Consider the following 26649-nt stretch of genomic DNA (forward strand, 5'->3'; position numbering starts at 1 on the left):
TCTCACACCTCGTCAACGGCGATGCGAAAACAGCAAGATGACGGATCAGTCGGATCGTTCCGAGCAGGCACAGGCCTGCTCGACTCCGTCAGTCACCGCGTCGTTGCCGAGGGTGCCCCGGTGACCGGGCGAACGGCCCCGGGGCAAGCCAACGCTGTGAAGGAGCGTCGACATGACGAACGGTACAACCCCGACCCGACAGCGCCCGCTCGGCGCCAAGATGACCATCGAGGTCTACACGATCTCCCGTACGGGAGCGGTTTCGGCGCCGCGCGCAACGGTGAGCGTGCCCTACGAGTACGAGCCCGCACCGGAGTCGGTCAAGACGCAACTGCCGCCCTGTGCTTGCCCTTATCGTGCAGGAAGTACGCGAGTGAACGCCACCCATGACGAGACGGAAACGTCTTCATCGACGACCGCCTTGATGTGCGCCGAGGCGACGTGGTTCCTGGACCAGGCCTCGCTGCCGCGCCACCAGACTGTGAAGCTTTTCAGCCAGGACTTCCAACGCTACCTGGAGCAGCTGATCCCGCAGATCGAGCAGCTCACCGAACGCCTTCCCGAGGACGACGCGCCCGCAAAGGTGGCGTCGGCGGCTGTCAGTGAGGCTTGCCGACGGGTGGGCGAGCCGGAGTCCGCAGGCCTGTATGGGGAAGTCGAACGCGTGAAGCGGCTCGCCCGTTCCGTCCTGGCCCTGTGCGACCACTACGACACGCTCACCGGCATCACGATGTGCCTGGCCTGCGACATGCCGATCGGGGATGACAAGGAGCGGCTGCCGTACGACCAGGTCAGTCCCTCCGGCGGCGCTGCCCGGTCCGGGTCCGGCCACGTTCACGCTTGTTGCGCCAACAGGGTGTGCCGTACCCGCTGCTGAGCGGCCGCCTCGCCCCGGCTGAAGGGTCCCATGGCGACCGAAGGGTCAGGGTCGCACCTCAGCCCCATCTTTCCGGTGCTCCGCGAGATCCAGTTAGGCGGGGCCGCCCGGCTCGCCGCAAGGCTCCGCAAGACCTGCGGCGAGTCGGGTCACGCCGTCGCGTACCTCCTCCCTGGTCCCTGGTTGGGGTGCGGGGCGGCGCCTCCAGCGACCGAGCAAATATAAGAGAGAGGGCACCCGTGGACATCCCGCTCACCCTCACCACCACACCCCAAGGCGCCACCGACTGGACCGCCCTGCGCAACTACGCAGCGCTTCGCGGCCAGTTGCGCGTCTCCTTCGGCCCCCGCTGCAACATCGCCTGCTGGTTCTGCCACAACGAAGGCGACGTCCCACCCCCACTGACCCGCCTCGACCGATCCCAGCAGCCACGCACCCGCACCCTGTGCCCCGACCACTACGTCACGATCATCACCGCACTGATGGACGCCGGGCTCAAACGCGTCTACTTCACCGGCGGCGAACCCCTCACCTCCCCGCTGACCCGGCCCGTCCTGGAACAGCTCCCCGCCTCCGGCGCCGACGGCTCGTACACCCTGATCACCAACGGCACCCGCATCCACACCCACCGGACCTGGCTGGCCAGGACACCCCTGGACAAGGTGAAGGTCTCCCTCCACTACTTCTCCGACCAGTCCCTGCGCGCCATCGCCAACACCGACGTCGGGATCACCACCGTCCTGGAAGGAATCGAGACGGCCCGGGAGATCTTCGAGCGGGTCGAACTCAACTGCCTGCTGCTCAAGGACAACGCCCACGAGATCCGGCCCATCCTGGACTTCGCACTCGAACGGCGGCTGCCGGTGCAGTTCATCGAACTGGTCGGCACCGACTTCAACGAGACCCGAGCCTCCTCCGCCGTATCCGCCGACGACACCGTGGCCCACCTGCGCACCCTCACCCACGACGAGCACACCGAGATCGCCGGAGTCGGCCAGGGCCGCCGCGTCTTCCGTATCGACGGCATCGAGGTCGACGTCATCCACCGCAACCTGGGCCGCCATCACGTGGGCCAGTGCGGCACCTGCCCCCTGCGCTCGCAATGCGTCGAGGGCTTCTGGGCGCTACGCGTGGACCACGACGGCGGACTTCAACCCTGCCTGCTGCGCGAAGACCTCCGCCTGGATCTCAAGCCCCTGCTCGACCACCCGGCCCGGCTCGCCGAGGTGGTCGCCGGACACGTCACCGCGTTCACGGAAGGGACCTTATGAGCCTGCCAACCGCCTACCAGCCCACCCCGCCCACCAACCGCCACAGCCTCTTCCTCGTCTTCGAGGGCGTCTCCGGCATCGGCAAATCCACCCTCACCAAGGCCGTCGCCGACCGGCTCGACGCCCCCAGCCTGCACACTCTCCCCGCCCCACACTCCGACTGGTCGGCAGCGGTGAACAGCCGCCTACGCCCCCTGCCGCAGTTTGCCTTCTACCTCTCCGGACTCCTCCACGCCGCCGACCGCGTACGCCGCCACCGCACAACCGGTCCCGTCATAGCCGACCGTTACGCGTCCTCCGTCATCGCCTGCCACAGCGCCGTGCACGGCATCGACATGACCGAGACGGCCCGCCTGCTGGACCCGTTCCGCCCCTACCTGGAACTCCCGGACCACACCTTCTACCTGCACTGCTCGGAGCCGGTGCTGCGCCGCCGCCTGGCCGCCAAGGAGCGCACCGGCAAGCTCAGGCCGGACGACGCCGAACTGTTCGCCGTGCCCGGACGCCTGACCCGCCTGCTCGCCAACTTCGAGGCCGCAGCCCACGCCGACCCCACCGCCATCAAGGTCGACACCGACGACAAGACCGCCGACGAACTCGCCGACTGGGTCCTCAACCACCTGGAGACGACCCCACGTGCTTAACCCCATCGACACCGACACAGTGATCCGCGACGGCGGGGCTACCGGACACTTCCCCGGACAGATCCACGAGGGCGTCGCCTGGTGGATCGGCGCATGCCTCGTCGTCGCCACGAAGAGCACCCGCATCGCCGTAGCCCACGACGGACAGCCCACCAGCGCCACCTTCCACCAGCGGCTGTGCCAGGGAGCGATCAACGCACAGCACTACGCCTGCCGCGTGACCGACCTCCACACAGCCGACGAAACCGAACTGCTCGCCGCCATGGCCGACCTCGGCCACGCACCCGGCGCCCTCATCACCACCACAACCACACCGGACGGCGAGACGGTACGCATCATCCTGTACGGCGCCGAAGGCCGGCCACTCACCGAAGACACAGGCCTGGCCCAGATCCGACGCCTCATCGCCGACGACCAGGTCCCCATCCCCGTCAACCACGCCTCCAAGGGACACGTAGAACCCCACACCGCGAGGGAGTCGCAGACGTGATCGATGCCGCCGAGATCATCCGCAGCGGAACCGGAATCCTCTTCGTCACCCTCGACTCCCTGCGCCACGACGTGGCACGCACCGCGTACGACAACGGCCGGACACCGCACCTCGCACGGCTGCTGCCGGACGGCGGCTGGGAGCAGCGCCAGACCCCCGGAAGCTTCACGCTCCCCGCGCACTTGGCGTTCTTCTCCGGCTTCCTGCCCAAGCTCCCCCAACCCGAGCAGCCGCCCCGCCTCTGGGAGTGCCGCCCGCCGGCCTTCAAGACGGTGCCACCCGAGACCTTCCTCTTCGACGCCCCCAACCTCCTCGTCGGCCTGTCCCACCACGGCTACCGCACCGTATGCGTGGGAGGCGTCACCTACTTCTCCCGAGAAACCCCGCTCGGCTCCGTCCTGCCCGCGATGTTCGACGAAGATCACTGGCGCCCCGAGTTCTGCTCCCCGGATCCCGACTCCACACGCCACCAGATCGACCACGCCCTTGAACTCTCCGACCGGCACGCGGAACGGCCCCTGTTCCTGTTCGTCAACATCTCCGCCACCCACGTACCCCACGGTCACTACCTCGGCGAGAGCACGGACACCGCCGCCTCCCAACAGGCCGCGCTCTCCTACGCGGACGAACACATAGCCCGCCTCATCACCACACTGACAGCCACCCATCGCTGGCTGATCATCATGTGCGCCGATCACGGCGACGCCTATGGAGATGACGGCTTCCACGGACGCGGCATCGCCCACCCCGTCGTGATGAATGTGCCGTACGCGGCCATGGTGCGCTGAAGCCCCCGGGGCCGCAGCTACGCTCGCGCCATGAGTGACGTTCCCAGCGGCGGCCCGACCCGTGACGCCTCCGTAGTAGTGGCCCGCGACGACCAAGGACAGGTAGCCCTGCTGAGCGCCGAATTCCCCCGCCACGGCGGCCAGTACCTCTTCCTTCCCGGCGGACGGCGAGAGGAGGGGGAGAGCCCGGAGGAATGCGCCCGGCGCGAGTTGAGGGAGGAAGCGGGCATCGTCGCCGAGCAGTGGCGGGCGCTGGGCACGTATGCCATGACCTTGGAATCGACGGCCCGGGTTCACCTCTACGAGGCTCGTGAACTCACTCTGGGACCACAACAACTCACGCCCACCGAAGAGGACTTCAAGCTGTCCTGGTGGCCTATGGACAAAGCCCTCGACGCGGCCGCTCAAGGTAGCTTCTTGCTGGCGGTTGGTCCGCTTGCCTTGCTCTTGGTTGATCGGGCGAGATGAATTACCGTCGCGCGCTCTGTGGCGCGTGATGCCGCTCTTGTTCGCTGCTGCGCCCGCGCGTGCGGGAGCAGCAGCCCGTCAATTTCGACCTGGCAGGATGGGCGGGGCCAATCCCCGCATGCGCGGGGAGCAGGCGTCGTCGGTGTAGCGCTGAGCGCCGTCCCAGGGGCCATCCCCGCATGCGCGGGGAGCAATAACTTGCTGCGCCCTCCACAGGGCCATCCCCAGTGCTGGGGAACAAAACACAAGTGGGCGAGGCAACTTGAAGGTAGCTCAGCCTATCCAGCTCGCGGTCCAGAAAGTCAGCGACCTTCGACGCTGCACGAGGAAGACACACCGATTGCCTTCTGGCAATGCGGATGAAGAACACGGCGGGAGAAGAGTTGACCAAGCCGCCGCCCTCCACTGGCATGGCCCAGTAAAACACCGATTCCGCCACACCCTCCCAGAAGGGAAAAGACGGAATGCATTGACGTCCCCCCGTCGTGCAAGACCCCTCCCGTAACTAACGCCGTGATGATTACCGCGTTAGATCCATACGTGGTACATGGAATGCGGGAAGCGTAAATGCGGTCCATTGCGGCATTTGACTGTGCTGTCATGCGTCCTCTATCGAAAGTCCGGTCAAGGGCATCTGAACGCCAACTGGCCCCATTTTCGTGCCAGTCAGGCAAGACAGAAGGTTACTGACTACGCGGCGCCTTCCACGTTGCTCTACCGGAACTGGCGACCATTCGGCCGAAGTAGCCGTTCCTCTGCCCAATCTTGAGCAGGTGCGGGCTGAATTGCTCCGCTGTCGGTTTCCAGAAAGAAGGGGTCCGATCACAGGCGTGCTACCTGCTGAGGGGCCCGTCAGTACGGGGGAGGGTCACTTGAGCACTGACGGCACGTTGGGGCCAACCCCCGCGTGCACGGGGAGCGGTGGCGGTGTCGGCGCCGGTTGTCGGCGTCCGTAGACGCGAACAGCTTCTGTGTGGCGAGCCGCTCGGGACCATCCCCGCGTGTGCGGGGAGCAGCCGTACCGACTCACTTCCGCGGCATCCTCGACGGGGCCATCCCCGCGCGTGCGGGGAGCAGACGCCCGACCAGTCCAGCGCCATCACCACGGACCATCCCCGCGCGTGCGGGGAGCAGACTCGCTGACCTGCTCTTTTAGCTTGGGCATCGTCTGTTTTTGAGTAGTTTCATCGAATCACGCAAAACGCCTTTGTTCGACATATCTATTGATCAAGTCCTGCCGAATCGCCGCCGCTTGGAGGCCTTGCTCCAGCCAGCTCTAGGGGTGCTAGTTGGGGAAGACGTGCCGATGCTTGGGCGGCGGATCAGAGTGAGGCCCTCGTGGTCGATGGGGTGCCAGGCGTGGTCGTAGGTGCGGAATGTGTATCCCTGCTCATTGTTCGTCGTGTGGGCGAGCAGGGCCCGGCCTTGGTCGGCGTACTGCTGTACTTCGTCCCACAGGACATCGCGAACTTTCGCCGACGGGTTGCCGATGAAGACGCCTGCGGAGATCTCCAGAAGCCATCGGGTCAGGAAGCCTCGTAGGCCTGACGGACAGTTGGTGAGAACGATGACCGTCACCAGCTCACCGACTCTTCGTCGTAGTTGTGGCCGGACGGCACGGTGCGGCCACCGTCGCTCTGCAGGGCGACCACGTCTGATGCGTTGCCTGCTTCGTCAGGTCTGCCTGCCTTTGGCTGAAGGAGCCGCTGGATGTCGGCGACGCAGCGGTCCAGCAAGGAGAGTTCGTTGATGCGATCGCGCAGGGCGCGTCGGGTTCGTGAGCCGACGTCTTCTTCTCCTTCTCCTGCGATGTCGAAGGCCAACGGGATGCCGATCTCGGTCTTGTAGAGGTCGGCGATGTCCAGGACGAAGGACAGTTCATGGCCTGAGTGGATGAAGCCGAGCGCGGGGCTGCAACCGAGAGATGTGACTACGGCGTGGGCGACGCCGTACATGCACTGGGCGGCAGCCGTGACCGCCTGGTTGACGGGATCACCGCTGGTGAAGTCGCCCGGGGTGAATTTGCGGCCGTGCCAGGGGATGCCGGTGCGCGCCGCCTGGGCGCGGTAGCAGTCTTTGACTCGTCGTCCTTCTCGGCCGAGGAGTTCGTGGCGGGTGAGGCCGGCAGGGTCCTCGTCGGGGAAGCGCAGCCGGTACATGGCGCGTGCGACGGCAAGGCGGGTGCGGACGTTGGCCCATTGGCCGGCTTGGGCTTCTGCTAGGGCGGACGAGCGGGTCAGGGCCCGCCCGGCCGCGTAGTAGCGCACGCTGTGCTCGCCCACCCAGGCCACGGCTGCACCGGTCTCGCCCAGGACGCTCATGGCCTGGTGGGTGATGCGGGTGCCGGGGCCGAGGAGGAGGGTGCCGATGGTGGCGGATGGGATGTGCGTGGTGCCATCGGCGTCTTCGGCTGTGATGGCGTTGGCGTCCCGGTGGATCGTGCAACGCTCCAGGTAGATGAAGGAAACCCGGTCGCTGGTGCGGGTGAGGTGGCGTGGTGTGAGCGCGGGGCGCTTGCCGACAGTCGTCACCCGCTCATCTCCTCGCGTCGTGGGCTGCCGGGGCCAGGGTCATCAACCCGCAGCCGTACGCCTTGGCTTTGCCGAGCCCCTGGGTGAGCGTGCGGCGCAGGGCTTCGGGGTCGGTGACTTGGAGACGCCCGTCGTACGTGACGGTCACCAGGCTGACCGAGTGGCGCTGGGCCTGCGACGACGGGCCGCCGGACTTGGCGAAAGTCAGGGGACGCTGGTCTCGGACTGTCAGTTCGTGACGATCGCCGTGGTGTTCATGTCCCTTGAGGGTCGTACCGCTTGGCAGCAGGCGCTTGTCGTGGGGCTTTTCGATGATGCAGAATCCGGCGCGTTCTTGGCGTTCAATGAGCCAGTTCTTCTGGTGGACGGGGGTGATGTGGGCGGTTCGCTTGGTGGGCTCCCCGTCCTTTCGGCGGATCTGGTGTACCGGGTTGGCGGTGAGCCGGAATGCCCAGGTGTCGCCCTCGGCGAGGCGGTCCAGGAACTGCGTATAGGGCCTGGTCTGCCAGCCCGGTGTCTGTGGGTTGGTGGCTGCTGCGGGCCATCCGGCCTGTTCGACGAGATGGGTGAGGTCGGGTTGGGACGGGCTGACGACGTAGAGGAAGACTTCTGCCCGCGCATTGTGGTCGAGGCGCCACAGCACTCTGGGGGCGTCGGTATCGCCTTGGGCCGTGGGGAGCAGGTCGGGGAAGGATGACATGACGGCTGCGTGGAGTGCCTGCGGTGAGGAGAGCAGGCGGCGCGCGCCGGGGCGTGCGGTGTTCACGCGGAATCGGGTGAGATGCATCAGGCGCTCTCCTCCTGTAGAGCAGCGAACGGGTCGTGCGACGGCGCACTCCTCGTCGGGGTGGCGGCTTGGGGATTGGGCACGTCGACAGTGGTTCGCACCACACTGCGCAGCGCGTGACGTCGGTGCTCTGCCGCGAAACTCAGCGGCTGGTCACGCAGGACTTCCGCATGCTCTTCGTCAGGGCGGGCTTCTCGCAGGACAACCAGAGGGACGCTGGCTTGCCTGTACTGCTTGCGGTACCAGCGGGCGGCTTGCCAGGGCTCGTCGCTGAGGGCCTGGTGGAGTTCGCCGTCGTCATGGAGGGCGAGTTCCACGGGGTGGGATGGCGGGCAGGACCGTCGGCCGAGGTAGGGCAGGTAGACAGGAGCGCGCAGCGCGCCGTGGAGTTCGTCCAGCAGCGTGCCGTCTCCTTCGAGGGCGGTGACGAACACGGCGTCGGCGAGGTAGAAGCGTTCCGAGAGCGGCATCGACTTGTCGGTGTCCGCGTGATGGGCGGTCTGGAAGTCACGTAGACGGGTGCCGGGTTGGTCGATGCGGACGCCGAAGCGCAGGGCGCTCAACCGGGCCAGGGCTGCGTCGTCGCCCCGCTGGATGCCCTGGGCGGCGGCGAGCATGCCGATGACCCCGCTTTTCGTCGGTGCCGACTCGGTGGTGCGGCGGGTGAAGCGGGCGGAGGCCCCCCAGGCTTGCAGTGGGCCGGCGAGTCGGAGGGTGAGCACGCTCATGCGGGCTTCTCCATGCGCTCGGCGACAGCACCGCTCACCGAGGAGACCAGTGCGGTCAGGTTGGCCGCCTCTTCGCCGAGTCCGGTGAGCTTTTCGGTGCTTGGGCCGACGCGCAATACCCAGGTGCGCGTGGACTCATCGTCCCCGTAGGCCCGCTCGATGTCGGGGATGTACTCGGCCAGCCGCCCGGCGGCTTCCCTCACGTGTCCGCCGCCCAACTCACTCACCACGGGCTCTTCGAACGCCGCGACAAAACTGATGGGGCGTGTGGTGCGCAGCTTGACGATGACCGCGTCGGGGAGGGTGTGATGCCCGAATGTGTTGATCTTGCCTGTGGGCAGGGAGGCCACGAAGCCGTGGAGGAATGCCTCCACGGCGCGGCGAACAGGCTCGGTGATCGGCTCGTCGTCGCGCAGGCCCTGGCCTAGGTTCTCGCCGAGTTGGTGGACGGCGATAGCGGCATACCGGTAGAGGGTGGCGGAATTGAAATCGACGACGCCGATCATTCCGGCTCCGGGTTCGGCGTCCGTGTTCTGGTCATCGACGGCCGTGTAGTAGTCGGATTCGTTCTCCACGCGGTGAACGCTGATGGCATGGGCGACTTGGACCGCGGCATCCACGTTGATGTCGGCGGAGTCCGCGACCATGCGGCCGAACAGAGCGATGTCGACGGAGTGGCGGGTGTCGGCGATCGCTTTGGCCCGCGCCTTGTTGTCCTTGGTCTTCAGGTAAGCCTTGATGCCACCTGCGCCGTCGACGGCGAGTTCGGCGAGGCCGTCGAGTTGCCGGGCGCTGAGGAACATCAGGTACTTGGATTGCGGTGCCGGATCGTCCTCGCCGTCCTTGGCTGCTCCCGCCTTTCGCTTGGGCACCTCGATCTTGGAACCCGTCGCGGCCTCGATCACCTCGGCAGCAAGCGCCAGGGCAGTGCCTTCGAGGGAGGAGTCCAGGCTGACGATGCGCTCGGCGAGTACTTCAGCGACCTTCTTCGTACGCACGCCGAGTTCGCTCGGGTCCAGGAGGTGCTCGTCCCCGAAGTAGGTGCGGGTGGCGCGCTTCCACGCCTGGCTGGAGACGCGGGCCCGGGGCACCCCTCCGTAGACGGCGGACTTCGGTGCTCCCGTGTCGTCGCGGTTGAGGTTGCTGGGGGGCACGGTCTGCAGGGCGTGCACGTCGAGAAAGATCCGGTTCACGAGGCGTCCTTGAGGGTGTCGATGGTCGCGGCATCAGGCGGGGTCTGTCCGTTTGCGTCGGCTTCGTTCGGGGCTCGATAGGCGTGGAAGGACCGTCCCCATGCCCGGCGGACTGCATCCCGGCCGCCGGGCTCCTGCCAGTGACAGAGCTGCTCGGCCAGGAGTGCGTAGTCGAGATCGATGTCCTCGCCGCGCAGGAGCAGAACGATGTCCCGCAATCGCTGCGAGAGCGTCGTCAGGTCTGGGGCGTTGCCCGCGCGAATGAGTCGTTTGAGTACGGGTTCGGTGATGTCGCCCGGCGGCATCAGCCGGCGTACGGCGGTGCCGAGCCCTCGAGGTTTCTCGCGATGATTGGGTTGGTGCATGCCTTTGGGCCGGGACTGCTGGTGGAGTGCCCAGAGAGTGATCGCAACGTGTACCGCGTTCTCGGCCCGAGTCAGTTCCTGGTCGTTCAATGGCCGACCACCGTCCTCTGCGGTGCGGTGCAGCGGTCCGGTATCAATGAGCCCCCAAAGATCGGGGACTTGGGCGAATTCCTTGCCCGCTCCGCGTCGCAACCTGGCCAGCGCGGCCACGGCCTGGGGCCGGTCGTTGAGGTAGTCCGTCTGCAGCCGCGTGATCAGAGTGCCGGTGACCGCTGCGGCTTGTGCCCTGGCTGTGGGGACGGTGGAGGTGGTCATGCGGGCACCCTCGGTGAGGACTCGGACGCTTTTTCGGCGCCTGGCGGTTGGTCAGGGGCAAATGGATGGCTCAGCGCCTTGCTGAGACGGGAGCGGAACCACTTTTCGGCGAGCGCGGAGTTGAGCCAGAGGGAGCCCGTCTTCGTGGGGACCGTCCGGCCTTGCCACGCGGTGTCCCCGGCAACGGCCAGCAGCTGCTCGCCGTGCTTGACGAGGCATCGGTACACGTCACGCTGCCAGTTGGCGCGCTGCGTGTAGGGATCCTGCGCCTTGGCCAGGCTCGTCAGCCAGGTGCGGTAGGGGCCGTCGAGGGCTGCGAAGCCGATCTCGCGGGCCGTGGCGCGTGGGCCTTCGGAGTCGCGGCCGGCCGCGCGGGCAAGGTCGGTGGCGAGGTCGCCAAGAGCGGTGACCGCAGTTTCTGCTTCGGCGACCGCATCGATGGCCTGTTGCGCATGTTCCCGGTCCCGCTGGTGCAGGAGCACGACGGCCATGGCCACGTGGTCATCGACGATCTCGTCGATCACGGATTGCTGAGTGCCGTAGACCGGGCCGACCACGCGGGCCCGGATGAGGAAGCCGCGGGGCAGCTCTCCTTCTGTCACCAGGCGGGCGATCCACTCAAGGATGCCCGGCCGCAGGAACGGGGCAGCTTCCGCACCTTGACCGGCCTGGGCACGGTCGGCAATCAGCGAGGCCAGGCCTCGCCATGCCGCTCGCGTCGGGTCATGCTCACGGGGCAGGTAAATCAGCGGCTTGCCCTGCTTCTTCTCCTGCGCCGGGCTGCGCCGCCAGGCCGTCATCGGCTCATCGGTGTGCATGTTGTGCGCGGCGAGTGGATCGCCGTAACCGAGAACGACCCCGTGGACGCCTTCGGCGTCGAAGTGCAGCCGCACGCGGCGTGTCTGCCACGTATACAGATCCCGCACGCCTGACGGACGCCGTCCTTTGGCCTGCACGCCGGACCCGCAGGGTTCGCGCCGCCAAGCCGGCCGGTCGTCTCCGCCGAACCGTAGACCGTCGGTGTCGGCGGCCACCAGATTCAGCAGCAGGGTCTCGCGGAGGTTGTCGCCTTCGGCGAAGACTCCGCCGAGCGCTCCGGCCCAGCCGACCCCGAGGGGATAGACCTTGCCGCCCTTGGCGCGGTCGTCGCCCACAGCGCCGCTCTTGATACCGGAGGTGTCGTAGGCGTGAGCGTGAACGACCCAGCGGGCGGCCTCGGCGAAATCGAGCCGTTCCACGCTCGGCAGGCGGGAGCTGAAGAAGGGATCACCGTTGGGGACGTCGGCGACGATCCTGTTGAGGGAGAAGACTTCGTCCTTCGCCGTACGCAGCTGTGCCACCTGGTAGAACGGGGCGTTTGGGTGGAGCAGGTCGAACCGTGCCCGATGCTCGTCGAGGTACGGGCCGACGCGCGTGAAGCATTCGTCATCGGCCCACAGGTCGGCCCAGTGCTCGGTATCCCGGGGCCCGTCGAAGGCGTCGTGCGCCACGGCCAGAAGCAGCCTCAGCAGTGCGAACTCCTGGGTGGGCAAGTCTCCGACGAGACGGCGTAATTCATGAGCTTGCTCGAACACCGCGCGCAGCGACAGTTCGTCCGGGCTGCCGTCAAGGCGCAGGACCGGAATCCATGGCTGGCTGGTGAGATCGAACGCCAAGGCGCCGGCGTCGTCGCTTGGTTCAGGCACGGGTCACCTCAAGACCGTCGCGTTCGCTGTAGTGGAGCTGAAACCCTGCCAGGTGGGTCTGACAATCGGCGTCGAGCGCGAGAATCAGCTGGCCGGCGAGCCAGTGGCTCTCCTTCACCTGCCACGCGGGGACGTAGAGCTCTTCGAGCGCCGCGATCGCCTTGTCCATCACGTCGGCGTAGGAGAACTGGATCGGCAGTCGCAGACCGCAAGTGGCCGCCGCGCGGGCCGCTTTCGGCGAGGGCACCCGGTCCTGGGGCAACTCCAGTCCTGCCTTGCCGTCGGCGAGCCAGGGCACCGTGGCGAGGGATCCGTCGTCCAGGCGCTGGACGACGATGACCTCCAGGCTCTCTCTGCTGTCGCGCACCTGGGCGCGCCCGGCCCTGCTGTCGTCCGCGTCACCGGCGCCCGCCGCGACCCAGCCGATCAGCGGGCGCCCGGGCCGACTTGCCGGGGCAAGGAGGAACGTGTCGGCCCTGCTTGCCTGGTCAGCGCGGTGCTCTGAGTAGGCATCGCGCGCCTTCGCCATGGCATCAGCCCACTCTGCGGGACCCGCTGCCGCGTCCGCATACGCCTCTTGCACCAGAGGGCTGATGTCCTGCGGAAGCCGGATGGGCTGGTCTTCCGTGTCCAGGTGCGGCAGCAGGACGGCGGCAGACCGCAGCAGCATGTGAGCCCCGTAGACCGCGACTGATCCGCGCACCGGGGAGGGCACACCTGCGTCCCAATCGACGCCGGTCACCAGACAGCGCGCCGTGCGAAGCCGCTCGGGACGAGCGTCCTGAGCCTCACCGCGCTGATGCCGATGCAGACGCCCCACACGCTGGAGCAGAAGGTCGATGGGGCACAGATCCGTGATGAGCAGATCGAAGTCGACGTCGAGGGACTGCTCCGCGACCTGACTGGCCACCACAATGTGCGTCCCTGGCCGCCCGGTGGCCTTCCCGGGCGGTCCGAAACGCTTGAGGAGATCGGCGTCCTTCGCGGCCCGGTCGACATCGATGAAACATGAGTGGGCGACCGTCACGTGCTCGTCGCCGAACCGCTCTCGTAAGACGCGGGCCGCATCCAAGACCCGTTTGACCGTGTTGCGGACCACGAGCGCACAGCCACCGCCGTCGAGCTCCGTGGCGAGTCGATCGGCCAGCACGTCCAAGTCGTCGTCGAGCCGCTCAACCTGGATTGCCCCACCGCGCGCAGAAGCTCCAGGCTGCTCAACGACTGGCTCGCGCCCGGGCGCCACAGCCGTCAGCAGCGGATATGCGCTTGTCTGGCCCAGCACGTCGAAAGCCGCGGACTCTTCGCCGACCCCCGCGTAGGCCTCGGCGAGTTGTCGACGCCTCGCCGCGGGCAGTGTCGCGGAGAGCACCACCACCGGCACCCGGTACTCACCCAGCCACGACAGCACCCGGTCCAGATACGCGCTCATATACGTGTCGTAGGCGTGCGCCTCATCGATCACGATGACCTTGCCGGCGACCGCGAGGTGACGCAGCGCCAAGTGCCGGGATTTGAGCCCCGCGAACAGCAACTGGTCCACAGTTCCCGCCACGAACGACGACAACATGCCCTTCTTACGGCCCCGCAGCCATTCATGCGCCACAAGTTCCGCCGCAGCAGCCCGGGTCGGATGCGAGGGCCGCCATTCCTCGAAGACAGCATCCGAATCAACGGCCGTGATGGACTGGCGGCTTTCTCGCATGAGATCGGCGTACTCCTCATTCAAAGCAGCCTTGGAATGCGCCAGCAGCACAGAGACGCGTGCGCCGCCCTCGGCAGGCAGCCGCTCAAGCCAATCCAGCAGGCGAGGGAACATCGCGTTGCCGGTCGCCATGGTCGGCAACGCGAAGAACACGCCCCCAGCGCCCGCACGCGCCGCGAAAATCTCGGCAACAGCAAGAGCCGCCTCTGTCTTCCCCTCACCCATCGGCGCCTCGACCATCAACAGCCCCGGTTCCGGCATCTCCCGCGCGAGCCGGACCGCCGCCGCCTGCACCGGGCGGACCTTCGCTCCCTCAGGCAATTCGAAGCGGGAGGCAAAAAGCTCCTGCACATCCCCGCCGCCTGGAACGTCAGGCCGCCACGGCGGCGGAAGACGCAATCCTCGCCAGGCCGCAGCCACCCGCGCCTTACCGCTGCGCGGCGACTCCTCCGGAAAGTACGGAAACAACGCCGGGTTGCTGGCAACCCAATCGGCGATGATCACCAGGGCGGTGAGCAGCACCTGCACCGGCTGCGGCAATCTCGCCGTTCGCCACTCCGCCAGCCGCCCGCGCACCCCGTACTCATCAGCGCAAGCATCGAGTAGCTCGTCCTGCACCCGCTGCCACAGTGGGCGGCTCGGCCCTGGTGTGCGCAGCAGATACGGTCGATCGTCCAGCGCCTTGATCTGACCGTGGTCCGGCGGCACTCCATGGTGGCCTCCCACCACGATCGTGAACTGCCCGGACTGCCGCCCCGTCCAGCCGTGCGATGCGAGCCACTCGCTGAGCAGCAAGTGCCCGGCCAAGCCGTGGGGAGCCATCCTGCGATCCGGGCCGAATGCGCGCGCCGTCCGCATCTCCAGGCCCTCCGCCCGCATCCGGTCGGCAAGTTGATCGACCTGACAGGCAAAGGCAGGCGTCGCCTTTCCGATGTCGTGGACCGCAGCGAGCCAAACCACGAGGCATCGGGCATCCGCCTCGCCGCCGGGTAACGACTCGGCGATTAAGCCGCGAAGACTGCTCGGCACCCAGTTGTCCCACAGCAGTCCCGCCACGGCAGCACTGTCGTCCATATGCCGCCACAAAGGCAGCCAGCCGTCAGTATCACGGTCATGCTTGGCCCACACGGTCCGCACTGGACCCGCCAGGCGGCCACCTAGCCCTGAGTGGCGCTCCCCGTCATCTTTCATGGCTCGATGAATACAGGTAATTGCCAGGCTGCGTAGGCATCTGCAGGAAATCATCCATATTTCTGGCGTACTTCAAGTCTGGAACCCTCGGCAGGGGTAGGCAGGCCGTAGAATCCACCGTCGACCAACCTCATGATTTCTGGAGCGCCCCGGTATGTCGGGATCGACGGTTTCGGTGAAACTCTATGAAAACCAAGCACGCCAGCCATGGAGCCGCAGGTCACGCAGTCTGCTCCCCGCGCACGCCGTGATGGTCACACGGACGTCTCTGGGTGTGGGGCGCACCCAGGCAGATGAGCGCGCCGCTCGCCTCGCCTGGTCGCTGCCGATGGCCGGGCGGGCCACCTGTGCCGGGCCGCCGACGTGCTGGATCTCGTGATCCTCGGTCACATCCTGACTGACGAGGACGGAGAATGACCGCGCCCGCCACGGAGACCTCGCCGTTGTCGGCGGAATGCATGCTTGCGTAGCGCCCGGAATGCAGGCGGCGCTGCATGGCGACTGCCGCCAGACCAAGGGCAGCCCGCTCCTTGGAACCAGGGGCATCCTGCTCCAGCCAGCTACGGCTGCTCTTGCCATCCCTTCAACATGCCCGGCGTCTGAACGACCGCTCTGCCCTGGCGGCAGGGCCCCATGGCGACATGCGGGAGGTGGGGCAGAGCGGCTTCGCCGCGGCGGGGAGCGAGCGATCACCGGTGGGCATGCGGGCCTTACTGAACGGGGCTGTATGCGCTCCTGCTGAACTCGGATCTCGGTGGCGAAGGAGCGCATCTCCAACTTTCTGCCGAGACGTGCGTCTTTGCTTCTGGATCACCTGATGTGGTGGTGATGGGACGATAGATCGTTTCTGTTGATTCCCGCCCCGCTACAGTCCGTTACTTAGGGCGACGAACATGTCGCTTTTGGTAACGGAGGTGTGTGTGAGCAGGGCATTGATCGGGGCAGTGGCAGCTGGGCTGATCCTCGCGGGGGCGGGAACGGCGCTGGCAGCGCAGTCGGGAAGCATCCCGCAGCTTTCCTCGGGAGGCGTCGAATTCACGGACGGGAAGTTCAAGTTCAACCCAGCCGGCACCAACCATGGCGCCTTCGAGTGGCGGGGGCGGCTCCATGACACGTCCCCCGACGACGGCCACAACGTGTACATGCAGGTCCGCGTCGAGGGGCACGGGTGGGTGCGGTACAACGGCAAGCAGCGCAGCTCGGTGTGGATGCATCACTCCACCTGGGACGGCGCTCAGCGGTATACGGACGACGCGAAGATCCGCGCGTGCCGTGACCGGGGGAGTTTGCGCCCGGACAACTGCTCGAAGACCGAGAAGTTCTCGCACCACGTCGACTGAGCCTGCTGGACGTTCAGAGCCCAGGCGCTTTCGCCTGGGCTCGCGCTCTTTCTTAGGGGAATGAGATCAACACGTCAGAAGTCTTGTCCGCCAAGGGAGTCGACCTTCTCTACGGTCTGACTCCCGCTGTCAGGAACGCGGAGATCTCCTTGGGCAGGGGAGAGGTCGCCGCGATCACCGGCCAGAGCGGTTCCGGCAAGTCGTCGTTGTTGTACTGCCTGGCCGGAGTGCTGCCCGTGGCCGGTGGTGAAGTCCGTTTCGAGGGTCGTTCGCTGGCGGAGCTCGATGATGAGGAACTCAGTGCGCTGCGGCGCGAGCGCTTCGGGTTCGTTTTCCAATACGGGGAACTGCTCCCGGAGTTGACCGTCGAGGAGAACACGGCCCTGCCGCTGCGGCTTGCCGGGCAGCGCAAGGCGCCGGCGCTGGCCGCGGCCGGAGAGGTCCTTGGGCGGCTGGGCCTAGCCGATCTGCGCGAGCGGCGGCCTTCGCAGGTGTCGGGAGGGCAGAGCCAACGCATCGCGGTCGCTCGGGCGTTGGTGCACAAGCCCGCCGTGGTCTTCGCCGATGAGCCCACCGGTTCGCTCGACAGCGCCAACGCCGCGGCCGTGCTGAAGGAGTTCCTCACCCTCGCCCGCTCCCAAGGGACGGCAGTGGTACTGGTGACACACGACGACCAGGTGGCATCCCGTGCGGACAGCCGCTACACCATGCGCGACGGCGTCCTCACGGCCCAGACGAGGGAGGAGGCTTCGTGAGGGAGTTCCTGCTGGGTCTGAGACTCCTGTTGGGCAGCGGCCGGGGCAATCGCGTGCGCTTTCTGCTCATGGTGACGGGTAGCGCGATCGGGGTGTGCTGCCTTGCGGCAGTGCTGGCGATCCCCGACATCCTTGCCGCACAGGACGGGCGCAAGGCGGCGCGTTATCCGGACTGCGACAGGAAGGACTATGAGGGCTACTGCATCGCCACCGCCGGCGACTCCTTCGAACTCACCAGAACGGACCCCTACGGTTCGGAACCCCTCACTCGAGTCTTCGTGGCCCGAGGAGGCAATCCCATCGAACCGCCACCCGGTCTGAGTGAACTCCCCGCACCGGGCGATGTGTTCGTCTCTCCTCGATTGAGGGAGACACTTCATCAGGAGCCCGGACTGGCTCAACTCGTGCCGGGTAAGGACAGAGGGCTTATCGCGGCCCCTGGCCTGGCTCATCCCGACGAACTGTACGCATACGTCGGAGTCGCCCGCGATGACCTCGAAGAGGCCTACCGTGTGACGACATTCGGCAAGGAGTACCCGCCCTCTCCCACGGTGGAGTCATCGGCGCTGGACATCGTGCGCTTCACCCTCGTCGGAGTCGTGCTGCTACCGCTGGCGGTGTTCCTGTCTGTGTGTGCACGGCTCTCTGCCGCTGCCCGCGCCCGGAGACTCGCTGCTCTGCGCCTGCTGGGGCTGAGTACGAGGGGCACCCAGCGTGTCAACGCCGCCGAGACCGTCGTCGCCGCTTTGCTGGGCGCGGTCCTTGGCCTGGGTGCTTACTGGGTCGTCAACCAGTGCGTTTCGCGGACTGGGCTGCCCGGCTTCAAGTGGTACCCGTCCGATGGTGCCTTGTCCGTGTCCACCGTCCTCGTATGTGTGGTGGGCTGCACGGCCCTCGCGTGGTTTGTCGGACGGACCAGCGCCAGAAAGGCGGCGGCGAATCCGCTGGCCGTACGGCGCAGCGCTGTGGAGAAACCGCCCGGCAAGTGGGGGCTGCTGCCGCTCGTTCCGGGACTGGGCATCGTGGCCGCGTACTGCGTGGCCGGTGCGCTGGGGCGCCCACCGAGAGACACCGGACTCTCCTCGATCCTGATGCCGCTCGCCGTCGTCCTGGTCGGAGCCGGCCTCGTGCTGACCCTGCCGATCCTCACTCGGACCCTCGCCCGGAGGCTGGCCGGCTCGACCCGCTCGATCTCCTTCGGACTCGCCATGAGGCGCAACGAGGTCGAGCCAGGGGGAGCGTTGCGGGTGGCGACCGGCCTGGTGTTGCTGGTCTTCTCCGCATCGCTCGTACAAGGCGTCCTCATCGAGCTGGACCAGGTGACCAAGCACACGTCGCCAGTGCAGATGTACAAAATCCCGCTCGACGGAGTCACCGATGAGAAGCGGCAGGCATGGGAGAAGGTGAAGGGGCTTCAAGGACATGCCGTCGTCATGGACTCATGGACGGACTTCGATTTCGCTCGGCCGTCTCCGGTGATCAGTGCCGTGATCGCCACGTGTGATCAACTGCGCGCGATGGTGCCGAAGGTGGGCAGTTGTGTGGACGGACGTCCGGCGCGGCTGTGGGACCCGAATCAGGTCCACGACGAGGAGGGCAAGCCGGGGATGGTCTTCCCCTTCCACTTGCGGCAGGAGAAGCAACGTCGTGTCATGCAGGTGAAGGTGCCGCGACAAACGCTCCCATACCGCGACCATGCCGGGCTGTTGGCTTTCGGCACGGGGGATGTCCTGCTCCCGCCCTCTGCCCTCCCATCCGGCTTCCGCCCCGAAAAGGCCACCCTCGTCCTGCTCAGTAGTTCAGCCCCCGAAACTGTCCGCGCCGTTCTCGACAGCATCGCTGCGGTCGACCCCACCATCGAGGTCCGTACGCCTGGCATCGTCGTCACGTCACTCCAGCAGATCACCGTCGTGAAAACCCTCCTGGCCGTAGGCATGGTCCTAGGCCTCATCATCGGCGTAGCCGCCTACCTCGTGGCCGCCACCGACCGAGCCGTCGAACGGCGGCCGCAGGTCACGGCGTTGGCTCTGCTGGGGGCCAGGCCGCGTACCCTGCGGGCCGTGCAAGTGGCGCAGGTTGTGTTGCCGTTGGCTGTGGGGCTCGTGCTTGCCGTGGTTACCGGGAAGCTGGCCGAGTCCAGTTATCTGGTGACCGGCGGTGGGGCGATTTTCTGGGACGGGGCCGGGGTGCCACTGCTTCTGGGGGCCGCCCTCGGTGTCGTGGTCGTCGCCGCGCTCGGTGCGTTGCCGTTGGTCGGGCGGCGGATCGATCCGGAGTTGATTCGGCGGGACTGATGTGCGGAGGGCGGGTAGCGACTGCGGTACGGGAGTGGCATCTCGGGGTGTTTCCGCACTCCTTTCGATGGTGTTCGAAAGGAGTGTCCGTGCCCGTCCCGATGATCCACGCTGGGCACATCAAGGGCTGCGCGGCCGAAAAGGGCCGGGCATGCACCGAACATCGGGGGAAGGACCCACATGCGCATGACCAAGCGAATGGCCAGGAAGACGGTCGCCGTGCTCGGAGCGGCGGCAGCCGTGACCGGCCTGAGTGTCGTCAACAGCCCGACCGCGTCGGCGGCCGGTGAGTGGTGCAACCACCAGACCTGCTTCACCATCAACACCGACGGCCGTTTCGTGGGCCGTATCGAGACGTCGGTGTGGAGCCAGAACATCCAGGGCGCGACCATCAAGACGCACATCTGGGCCACCAACGGTCAGTTCGACCTCTGGACCAAGAGCGAGAACGTCGACGCCTTCACCACTTACCGGGACTTCAAGGACATCAACCAGGACGTTCCGCCCGGCACGCGGATCTGCGTCGAGGGCTGGCAGAACGGCGTCAGCCGGGGCCTGCCCTGCGTGGCCGTCACCGACTGACGTCGACACCGAACGTATGGGGACCTCCACGGTGCGTGGGGGTCCCCGCTGTCGTTACTCGCAGGCCACGCCGGACTCGGTGTCTCCAAGGTTGCCCGAGTCTGGCTCGATGCTGGCTGTTTTGTGCACGCGGACTTGTCCACGGCTTGACGATTTGTTCCGTATGCGTTCAACCAGGCGTCTGTGCCTGCGTCGTGTGCCGTCCCTAACGTCCCTGAGCGTTGCGGAAGAAGGGACTCCATGGGCACACTCCTCGCTGTCCGGGCTCGCGGCATCACCAAGTGTTTCGGCGATGTCGTAGCTCTCGACGGTATCGATCTGGATGTGGCGCAGGGTCAGATCCACGGCTTGGTCGGACCGAACGGCGCCGGTAAGACGACGTTGCTCGGTCTGCTGCTGGGGCTGGCCGTCGCCGACAGCGGCCGGCTGGAGATCCTGGGTACGCCGGTCGGGCGGGCGCTCGCCGCTCCTGATGGTGTGGCCGGCTTTGTGGACGGGCCGGGCCTTTACCCCTCGCTCACCGCCAGGCAGAACCTCGCCGCGCTGGTGGCTCTGCGTGGCCGCGATGCATCGCGGACAGCGGGGATCGATGCCGTGCTCGAGCAGGTCGGGCTCACCGATGTTGCCGACGACGGGACCCGCGGCTTCTCCCTCGGGATGCGTCAGCGGCTCGGGCTCGCCGCCGCCCTGCTCACCAAGCCCCGGCTGCTTGTGCTCGACGAGCCTTCCAACGGCCTTGATCCGGCGGGTACAAGACACGTTCACGGGGTCCTCGCCCGGCTCGCGGCGGGTGGAACCGGCGTCGTGCTCTCGAGCCACCGTATGGACGACCTTCAGGCACTGTGCTCCGAGGTCACCATCCTCGCCACCGGACGAGTCGTCTTCTCCGGACCGCTGAGCAAGCTGGCCGCCGAGAACCGCGAACTCGACTACCGGTTGGTCACCTCCGATGCGCGGGCCGCCCGCCGGGTGGCTGTCGGCTCCGCCGGGATCCGCGTCGTCGGCGACGCCGGGGCGCGGCACGACGACGCCGAGAGGCTCGTCGTTCGTGCGCTGGTGCCCGCCCTCGATGAACTGGTGGTGCGGCTCGTGCATGCGGGCATCGCCTTGCGGGAGTTCGCCCCTGTGGTGTCGCCACTCGAAGCCGCGTTCCTCGCCCTCACCGAGCAGCCGACCGAGCAGCACATCGACCAGCCGACCGAGCAGCACGCCGAGCAGCAGCCCACCGAGCAGCAAGGGGCCGACAGATGACCGTGACCATAGTCAACGACCGTGCTGCCGACGCCAGTCGCGTCTCCGTTCCGCGCGGTTACCGTTTCGAGCTGGTCAAGCTGGTCTCGCAATGGCGGATCCGCTTGCTGGTTCTCGCGTGCTGGATCGCTCCGGGGCTCTTCGTCGCTGCGGTGAGTCAGCAGAGCACGCTCCCCGTCGACACTCTCTTCGGTCGCTGGATGCATGCCACGGGGTGGGCCGGGCCGCTGGTGATGCTCGGTTTCGCGGGTACCTGGGCCCTTCCGCTGCTGACGTCGGTGGTCGCCGGTGACGTGTTCGCCTCCGAGGACCGGCTCGGTACCTGGCGCCACCTGCTCGTGGCGGTGCGCTCGCCTCGGCGGATCTTCGTGGCGAAGGCGCTCGCCAGTCTCACCGTCATCCTGCTGCTCGTGGCCGGGCTGGTCTGTTCCAGCACGGTCGGCGGGGTCGTAGCGGTCGGCAACCATCCGCTGGTCGGACTCGACGGTCACCTGCTGACGCCGGGGGACGCCGCGGGCAAGGTCCTGCTTGCCTGGGCCTGCGCCCTCGCTCCGACCCTGGCCCTGGCCGCGATCGGTCTGCTCGGGTCCGTCGTGCTGGGGCAGTCCCCGATGGGGCTGTTGCTGCCCGCGCTCGTCGCGCTCGGGATGCAGGTGGCCCAGATGATGCCGCTCCCCGTGGCCGTGCGGCTCGCCCTGCCCGGCTACGCCTTCATCTCCTGGAACGGTCTGTTCACCAGCCCCGCACAGCTCGGCCCGCTGCTCATCGGCGTCGTGGTCAGCCTGGTGTGGGCGGTGACCGCGACGTCGCTGGCGTACGTGCTTTTCCTGCGGCGCGACTTCACCAACCTGAGCCACGAGGGATCGGTGCGTCGCGCGGTCACCGCCGGAGTGCTGCCGCTCGTCGGGCTGGTCGCCGTCACGGTCGCGGTCGTCGCCGCGGCGACCGGGGCCACGGGCTCCGGGATCGAGCAGGACAAGGTGCAGCGCTCGCTCGCCACGGAGTTCGCGCACCTGTACCGGGTCCAGACGGAGCAGCTCAACCGCCCCGACGTCACCGAAGCGCGGCTGAAGGCCACGGCGGCGTGCGACAAGGGCAGCGTCCAGGTCGCCGCCGAGGGGTCGGGCAACGACTGGCGTTGCGTCGTCTCCTGGCATCTCCCCGACGTCGAGGCCGTAGGGACGGCCGTCTACCAGCTCGACGTCACCCCAGACGGGCGCTTCATGGCCGATGGCGACGGACCGAAGGAAGTGAACGGCTACTTCCTGGTGCGGACTTCGACCGGTGACGCACCGAACCCGCTGTGGCAGTTCGACGGAAACGTCGAGCTGCTGTCCGCCACCCCGAAGGGATAACTCCATGCAGGTAACACGCCGTCGTCGGCGTGTCGAGAAGGCCCGTTCCGGCTTTCTCGGCAGACGCCTCGGCCGCCGGATACCCCTGGTAACGGCAGGCACCACCGCTTTCGCCATCGTCGCCGCCGGCGTCGCCTTCGCCCAGACGCACCAGTTCGGCACCGACCAGGTCGGCCAGGTCACCGATCAGGGCCAGGTCGTCTCCAGCGACCAGTACATCGCCCCGTACGGCGACCGCCTCGTCGTCAACAACGGCAAGATCATGTCGTCCACCGTCAGCCCGGACGGCGCGCACCTCGCGGCCTCGGTGACCGACGGTGGTTCGGCGCTGGCCATCGTCGACCTGAAGAACTGGAAGGTGCAGCAGCTCGTCGGCACGGCCGCGTCGTCGACCCCGCGCATCAGCAGCAACTCCGTGGGCCAGGAAGGCCCCACGTACTCTCCCGACGGTTCGCAGCTGTGGCTGGGGCAGACCGACGGCTACACCAAGTTCACCGTGAGCCCGGACGGCACCGTCGCGGGCCCGACGTCCGTCAGCATCCCGGCGGACGGGGACAAGCACGCGCTGGTGGGTGAGGCGGTGTTCTCGTCCGACGGCTCCACCGTGTACTCCGCCGTCAACGGCCAGAACCGCGTGGTGGCCATCGACGCGGCGACCGGGGACATCAAGCAGAGCTGGGCCGTGGGCAACGCACCGCGTGACATGGTCACGGTCGGCGACAAGCTCTACGTGAGCAACGAGGGCGGGCGCCCGGCGAAGTCCGGCGACACCACGATCAACTCCTACGGCACCCAGGTGCCGGCCGACCCGAAGACCGCTGCCACGACCACCGGCACGGTCAGTGTCATCGACCTGGCGAACCCCGACGCCGCCGTCTCGAGCATCAACGTCGGTCTGCATCCGACCGCCCTGTACGCCAAGAAGGGGGCGCTGTTCGTCACCAACACCGCCACCAACGACGTATCGGTCATCAACACCTCCAGCGACAAGGTCGTACAGACCATCGCCACCCAGCCGTGGCCCGAGGCATCGGTGGGCTACGAGCCCGACGCGGTGACGCTCACCGACGACGGACACCTGCTGGTGACACTCGGCCGCGCCAACGCGGTCGCCGTCTACCGGTACACCAGCCCGCAGGAGCCGGTCAGTTACGTCGGCCTGCTCCCGACGGACTACTTCCCGGCGGAGATCACAGCCGTCGGCAAGGAGGTGCTGGTCTCCAACACCCGGGGTATCGACGCCCGCCGTCCCACCACTGCCGGTGCGCACGGCACCCATGACACGACGTCGAGCGTGCAGCGTTTCACGCTGCCCGGCGACAGCGTCATCAGGTCCCAGACGGCCAAGGTCTTCCAGCAGAACGGCTGGGCCAGCGGCTCGGTCACCAAGGGCACGGGGGCGGCGGCGCCGGTGCCGGTCCCGCAGCGGCTCGGCGACCCCTCGACGATCAAGCATGTCTTTCTGATCGTCAAGGAGAACCGGACCTATGACCAGGTCTTCGGTGACATGCCGGAGGGCAACGGCGACCCGTCGCTGGCGCAGTTCGGCGAGAACGTGACGCCGAACCAGCACGCTTTGGCCAGGCAGTTCGGGCTGTACGACAACACGTACGACATCGGCACGAATTCCGCCGAGGGTCACAACTGGATGATGCAGGCGGACGACCCGGAGTACACCGAGTCCTCGGCCGGTGAGTACGCGCGCAGCTACGACACCGAGGACGACGCCCTCGGCCATCAGCGGACCGGTTTCATCTGGACCGGTGCGCAGGCGGCGGGCAAGTCCGTCCGGGACTTCGGTGAGTTCCAGCAGTTCCTGACCAAGCCGGCGGACGCGAGCTGGCAGAACCTGTACTGCGACTCCAAGAACATGGCGGCGACCGGGCAGGACACCGCCTACCCCCTGGTCTCGTCCTCGCCGATCCCGTCGCTCAACGACGTGTCGGTGCACGGGTTCCCGAAGTTCGACACCAGCGTCCCAGACATCTACCGGGAGCAGATCTGGAAGCAGGACTTCGAGAAGAACGGGCCGGCGAACCTGAACATGTTCTGGCTCTCCAGCGACCACACCGGTGGTCCGGCGAGCCCGGCCGCACAGGTCGCGGACAATGACCTCGCGACCGGCAGGATCGTCGACGAGATCTCGCACAGCAAGTACTGGAAGGACTCGGCGATCTTCGTGGCCGAGGACGACTCCCAGAACGGCCTCGACCACGTCGACGGCCACCGGGCCCCGATCCAGATCATCAGCCCCTGGGCCAGGCACGGTGTCGTCGACAGCCACTACTACTCGCAGATCACGATGATCCGGACCATCGAGCAGATCCTCGGGGTCCACCCGATGAACCAGAAGGACAGCGCGGCCAGCCCGATGCGTGGCGCGTTCACCCAGAAGGCGGACTTCACGCCGTTCAAGGCGCTGCCCAACCGGACCTCGTTGACCGATGGTCTGGCGACCCCGCCCGCGTGCGGGGTGGACACCCCGGCGGCGCAGGATCCCAAGGCGGCGGCGGTGCCCTCGGCGAAGGTGCCGGCGGACGAGCAGGGGCTCGCGGCACAGTGGCAGGACTGGAAGTCGCATCAGCGGCTGTCCGGGCCGAACGCCGTGCCCGACTTCGCGAATCCCGCGCAGATGAACCACTTCACGTGGTACGAGACGCACGGGTGGACGAAGCCGTACCCCGGCGAGGACAAGATCTTCGCTCCGAAGGATGTGCCGGGTGCCTACATCCCGTCGTCGGAGTCCGACGGCTGACGGCTGACGGCTGACGGCGGACCCCTTGACGCGGGCTGACCGCGTCAGGGGGTCCCTGGCCGACTACGACCGGAACGGCCCCCTCACCTCATACGTGATCCCGCCCGACGAACTCCCGCTCGTGCCCCGCTGGCTGGAGAAGTACAGCCGTGTGCCGTCGGGGGAGAAGGCCGGGCCCGTGATCTCCGAGCCCGACTGGCCGTCGATGCGGAGGAAGGGGGCCACTACGTCGTCGGGGGTGATGACGCAGATCTCCATGTTGCCGCCGTCCTCCGCGACGTACAGGTCGCCGGAGGCGGAGCCGGTGATGTTGTCCACGCCGGTGAGGGGGGCGGTGCCGGAGGTGACGAGGGAGTCGTCGTAGGCGAGCTCGTAGGTGTTCGTCGTCAGGTTGAGCTGCCAGACGCGGTTGTCGCCCTTCGTGGTGAACCAGACGGTGTCGTCGGCGTAGTGGCAGCCCTCGCCGCCGTTGAAGGACTTGGAACCGGATACCTGGGTGCGGGTGGTGGTGGGGGAGCCGTCCGGGTCGGGGATGTTCGCCCAGGTGAAGGAGCCCGATGTGGCGGTGCCCGCGACCATGACCTGGAGGGTGCCTGAGGACAGATCGCCCCATGTCGTGGGCACGAAGCGGTACAAGCGGCCGTTCGTCTCGTCCTCGGTCAGGTAGACGACTTTGCGCACCGGGTCGGCGGCTGCCGCCTCGTGTTTGAAGCGGCCCATCGCGTCGCGGCGGACGGCTGCCTTCGTGCCCCACGGGTCCGTCTCGTAGACGTAGCCCAGTGACACTTCCTCGCAGGACAGCCAGGTGTTCCAGGGGGTTTTGCCGCCCGCGCAGTTCTGGCGGGTGTTGGACAGGATGCGGTACGCCGAGGTGATCGCGCCCGTCGACGAGAACTTCACCGCGCTCGCTCCGCCAGACGGGTTGATCTCCGAGTTGGAGACGTAGATCCAGCCGGTGCCGTCCGGGTAGCAGGCGCCGCCGTCGGGGGCGTTGTGCCAGGTGTACGACGTTCCGGTGACCGTCTGGCCGGAGCGGGCGATCACTCTGCTGGTGAAGCCGCTGGGGAGTCTGATGCCGGCCGCGTCCGGTGAGCCGAGGGGTCCGTAGGGGCCGGTGCCGGGCTGGGCGGGGGCCGCGTAGGCGGCGCCGCGCCAGAGGGTGCCGCCGAGGACGGCCGAGGTGGCGCCGATGGCGGCCGTACGCAGGAGGGTACGACGTTCCACGCTTGCTCCAGGAGGGTGTCGTGACCGGCCCGCCACCGGTCGGCGGCGGGGTTGCACG

Annotated in this window: 21 protein-coding genes and 1 pseudogene; 13 read left to right on the plus strand and 9 right to left on the minus strand. The window is 67.4% G+C overall.

The annotated features are described in order from the left end of the window. Positions 1-220: 220 nt before the first annotated feature. From AB0I77_RS02215 to AB0I77_RS02240, 6 genes are all read left to right on the plus strand, one after another. The gene (locus tag AB0I77_RS02215) at positions 221-877 is read left to right on the plus strand and encodes a DUF6415 family natural product biosynthesis protein (protein WP_363280356.1); all 657 of its coding nucleotides are present in this window, start codon (positions 221-223) and stop codon (positions 875-877) included. 239 nt (positions 878-1116) lie between these two features. Then, positions 1117-2148, plus strand: coding sequence for a radical SAM protein (locus tag AB0I77_RS02220; RefSeq protein WP_363280357.1), 1032 nt, complete (start codon positions 1117-1119; stop codon positions 2146-2148). After that, positions 2145-2792, plus strand: coding sequence for a thymidylate kinase (locus AB0I77_RS02225; protein ID WP_363280358.1), 648 nt, complete (start codon positions 2145-2147; stop codon positions 2790-2792). Before AB0I77_RS02220 ends, AB0I77_RS02225 begins: the two co-directional genes overlap by 4 nt. After that, complete coding sequence (locus tag AB0I77_RS02230) at positions 2785-3282, plus strand: hypothetical protein (RefSeq protein WP_363280359.1); 498 nt, start codon at positions 2785-2787, stop codon at positions 3280-3282. Before AB0I77_RS02225 ends, AB0I77_RS02230 begins: the two co-directional genes overlap by 8 nt. Then, on the plus strand, positions 3279-4070 hold the full coding sequence (locus AB0I77_RS02235; RefSeq protein WP_363280360.1) for an STM4013/SEN3800 family hydrolase: 792 nt from the start codon (positions 3279-3281) through the stop codon (positions 4068-4070). Before AB0I77_RS02230 ends, AB0I77_RS02235 begins: the two co-directional genes overlap by 4 nt. A gap of 30 nt (positions 4071-4100) precedes the next feature. Next, on the plus strand, positions 4101-4538 hold the full coding sequence (locus AB0I77_RS02240) for an NUDIX hydrolase (RefSeq protein ID WP_363280361.1): 438 nt from the start codon (positions 4101-4103) through the stop codon (positions 4536-4538). 1227 nt (positions 4539-5765) lie between these two features. On the opposite strand, the gene cas2e is transcribed toward AB0I77_RS02240, so the two are convergent. Genes cas2e through cas3 form a run of 8 tightly spaced genes read right to left on the minus strand, consistent with a single transcriptional unit; the run spans position 5766 to position 15035 of the window. Further along, complete coding sequence (gene cas2e / locus AB0I77_RS02245; protein WP_363280362.1) at positions 5766-6116, minus strand: type I-E CRISPR-associated endoribonuclease Cas2e; 351 nt, start codon at positions 6114-6116, stop codon at positions 5766-5768. Next, complete coding sequence (gene cas1e, locus AB0I77_RS02250) at positions 6113-7069, minus strand: type I-E CRISPR-associated endonuclease Cas1e (protein WP_363280363.1); 957 nt, start codon at positions 7067-7069, stop codon at positions 6113-6115. Before cas1e ends, cas2e begins: the two co-directional genes overlap by 4 nt. Before the next feature lie 4 nt (positions 7070-7073). Then, a complete protein-coding gene (cas6e, locus tag AB0I77_RS02255) occupies positions 7074-7856 on the minus strand; it encodes a type I-E CRISPR-associated protein Cas6/Cse3/CasE (protein WP_363280364.1) in 783 nt (260 codons plus the stop codon). After that, a complete protein-coding gene (cas5e, locus tag AB0I77_RS02260) occupies positions 7856-8584 on the minus strand; it encodes a type I-E CRISPR-associated protein Cas5/CasD (protein WP_363280365.1) in 729 nt (242 codons plus the stop codon). The genes cas6e and cas5e overlap by 1 nt, the downstream gene beginning before the upstream one ends. Beyond that, the gene (gene cas7e, locus AB0I77_RS02265) at positions 8581-9777 is read right to left on the minus strand and encodes a type I-E CRISPR-associated protein Cas7/Cse4/CasC (RefSeq protein WP_363280366.1); all 1197 of its coding nucleotides are present in this window, start codon (positions 9775-9777) and stop codon (positions 8581-8583) included. Before cas7e ends, cas5e begins: the two co-directional genes overlap by 4 nt. Next, complete coding sequence (gene casB / locus AB0I77_RS02270; protein WP_363280367.1) at positions 9774-10457, minus strand: type I-E CRISPR-associated protein Cse2/CasB; 684 nt, start codon at positions 10455-10457, stop codon at positions 9774-9776. The genes cas7e and casB overlap by 4 nt, the downstream gene beginning before the upstream one ends. Beyond that, complete coding sequence (gene casA / locus AB0I77_RS02275; RefSeq protein WP_363280368.1) at positions 10454-12142, minus strand: type I-E CRISPR-associated protein Cse1/CasA; 1689 nt, start codon at positions 12140-12142, stop codon at positions 10454-10456. Before casA ends, casB begins: the two co-directional genes overlap by 4 nt. After that, positions 12135-15035 carry a CRISPR-associated helicase Cas3' gene (gene cas3 / locus AB0I77_RS02280; RefSeq protein ID WP_363280369.1) on the minus strand — a complete coding sequence of 967 codons (2901 nt, stop codon included), beginning with the start codon at positions 15033-15035 and terminating at the stop codon, positions 12135-12137. Before cas3 ends, casA begins: the two co-directional genes overlap by 8 nt. Positions 15036-15955: 920 nt before the next feature. On the opposite strand from cas3, the gene AB0I77_RS02285 reads away from it, so the two are divergent. From AB0I77_RS02285 to AB0I77_RS02315, 7 genes and pseudogenes are all read left to right on the plus strand, one after another. After that, positions 15956-16375, plus strand: a complete 420-nt coding sequence (locus AB0I77_RS02285) for a hypothetical protein (protein ID WP_363280370.1) — start codon at positions 15956-15958, stop codon at positions 16373-16375. A 116-nt stretch (positions 16376-16491) separates the two neighbouring features. Beyond that, the gene (locus tag AB0I77_RS02290; RefSeq protein ID WP_363280561.1) at positions 16492-17130 is read left to right on the plus strand and encodes an ABC transporter ATP-binding protein; all 639 of its coding nucleotides are present in this window, start codon (positions 16492-16494) and stop codon (positions 17128-17130) included. Further along, positions 17127-19424, plus strand: coding sequence for an FtsX-like permease family protein (locus AB0I77_RS02295; protein ID WP_363280371.1), 2298 nt, complete (start codon positions 17127-17129; stop codon positions 19422-19424). The genes AB0I77_RS02290 and AB0I77_RS02295 overlap by 4 nt, the downstream gene beginning before the upstream one ends. Before the next feature lie 186 nt (positions 19425-19610). Beyond that, positions 19611-20006 carry a hypothetical protein gene (locus AB0I77_RS02300; protein WP_363280372.1) on the plus strand — a complete coding sequence of 132 codons (396 nt, stop codon included), beginning with the start codon at positions 19611-19613 and terminating at the stop codon, positions 20004-20006. A gap of 240 nt (positions 20007-20246) precedes the next feature. Continuing rightward, positions 20247-21257 carry an ABC transporter ATP-binding protein gene (locus tag AB0I77_RS02305; RefSeq protein ID WP_363280373.1) on the plus strand — a complete coding sequence of 337 codons (1011 nt, stop codon included), beginning with the start codon at positions 20247-20249 and terminating at the stop codon, positions 21255-21257. Between the two features lie 38 nt (positions 21258-21295). Then, a pseudogene (locus AB0I77_RS02310) lies at positions 21296-22612 on the plus strand (ABC transporter permease); the annotation flags it as partial. A 4-nt stretch (positions 22613-22616) separates the two neighbouring features. After that, positions 22617-25367 (plus strand): bifunctional YncE family protein/alkaline phosphatase family protein, encoded by a 2751-nt coding sequence (locus tag AB0I77_RS02315; protein WP_363280374.1) that lies wholly within the window; start codon positions 22617-22619, stop codon positions 25365-25367. Positions 25368-25430: 63 nt separating this feature from the next. Here AB0I77_RS02315 and AB0I77_RS02320 read toward each other — a convergent pair whose 3' ends face one another. Next, entirely contained in the window at positions 25431-26591 is a 1161-nt protein-coding gene (locus AB0I77_RS02320; protein WP_363280375.1) for an alkaline phosphatase PhoX, read from the minus strand. Between the last annotated feature and the right edge of the window lie 58 nt (positions 26592-26649).

The sequence above is a fragment of the Streptomyces sp. NPDC050619 genome, assembly GCF_040654815.1.
In the GTDB taxonomy this organism is placed as follows: domain Bacteria; phylum Actinomycetota; class Actinomycetes; order Streptomycetales; family Streptomycetaceae; genus Streptomyces.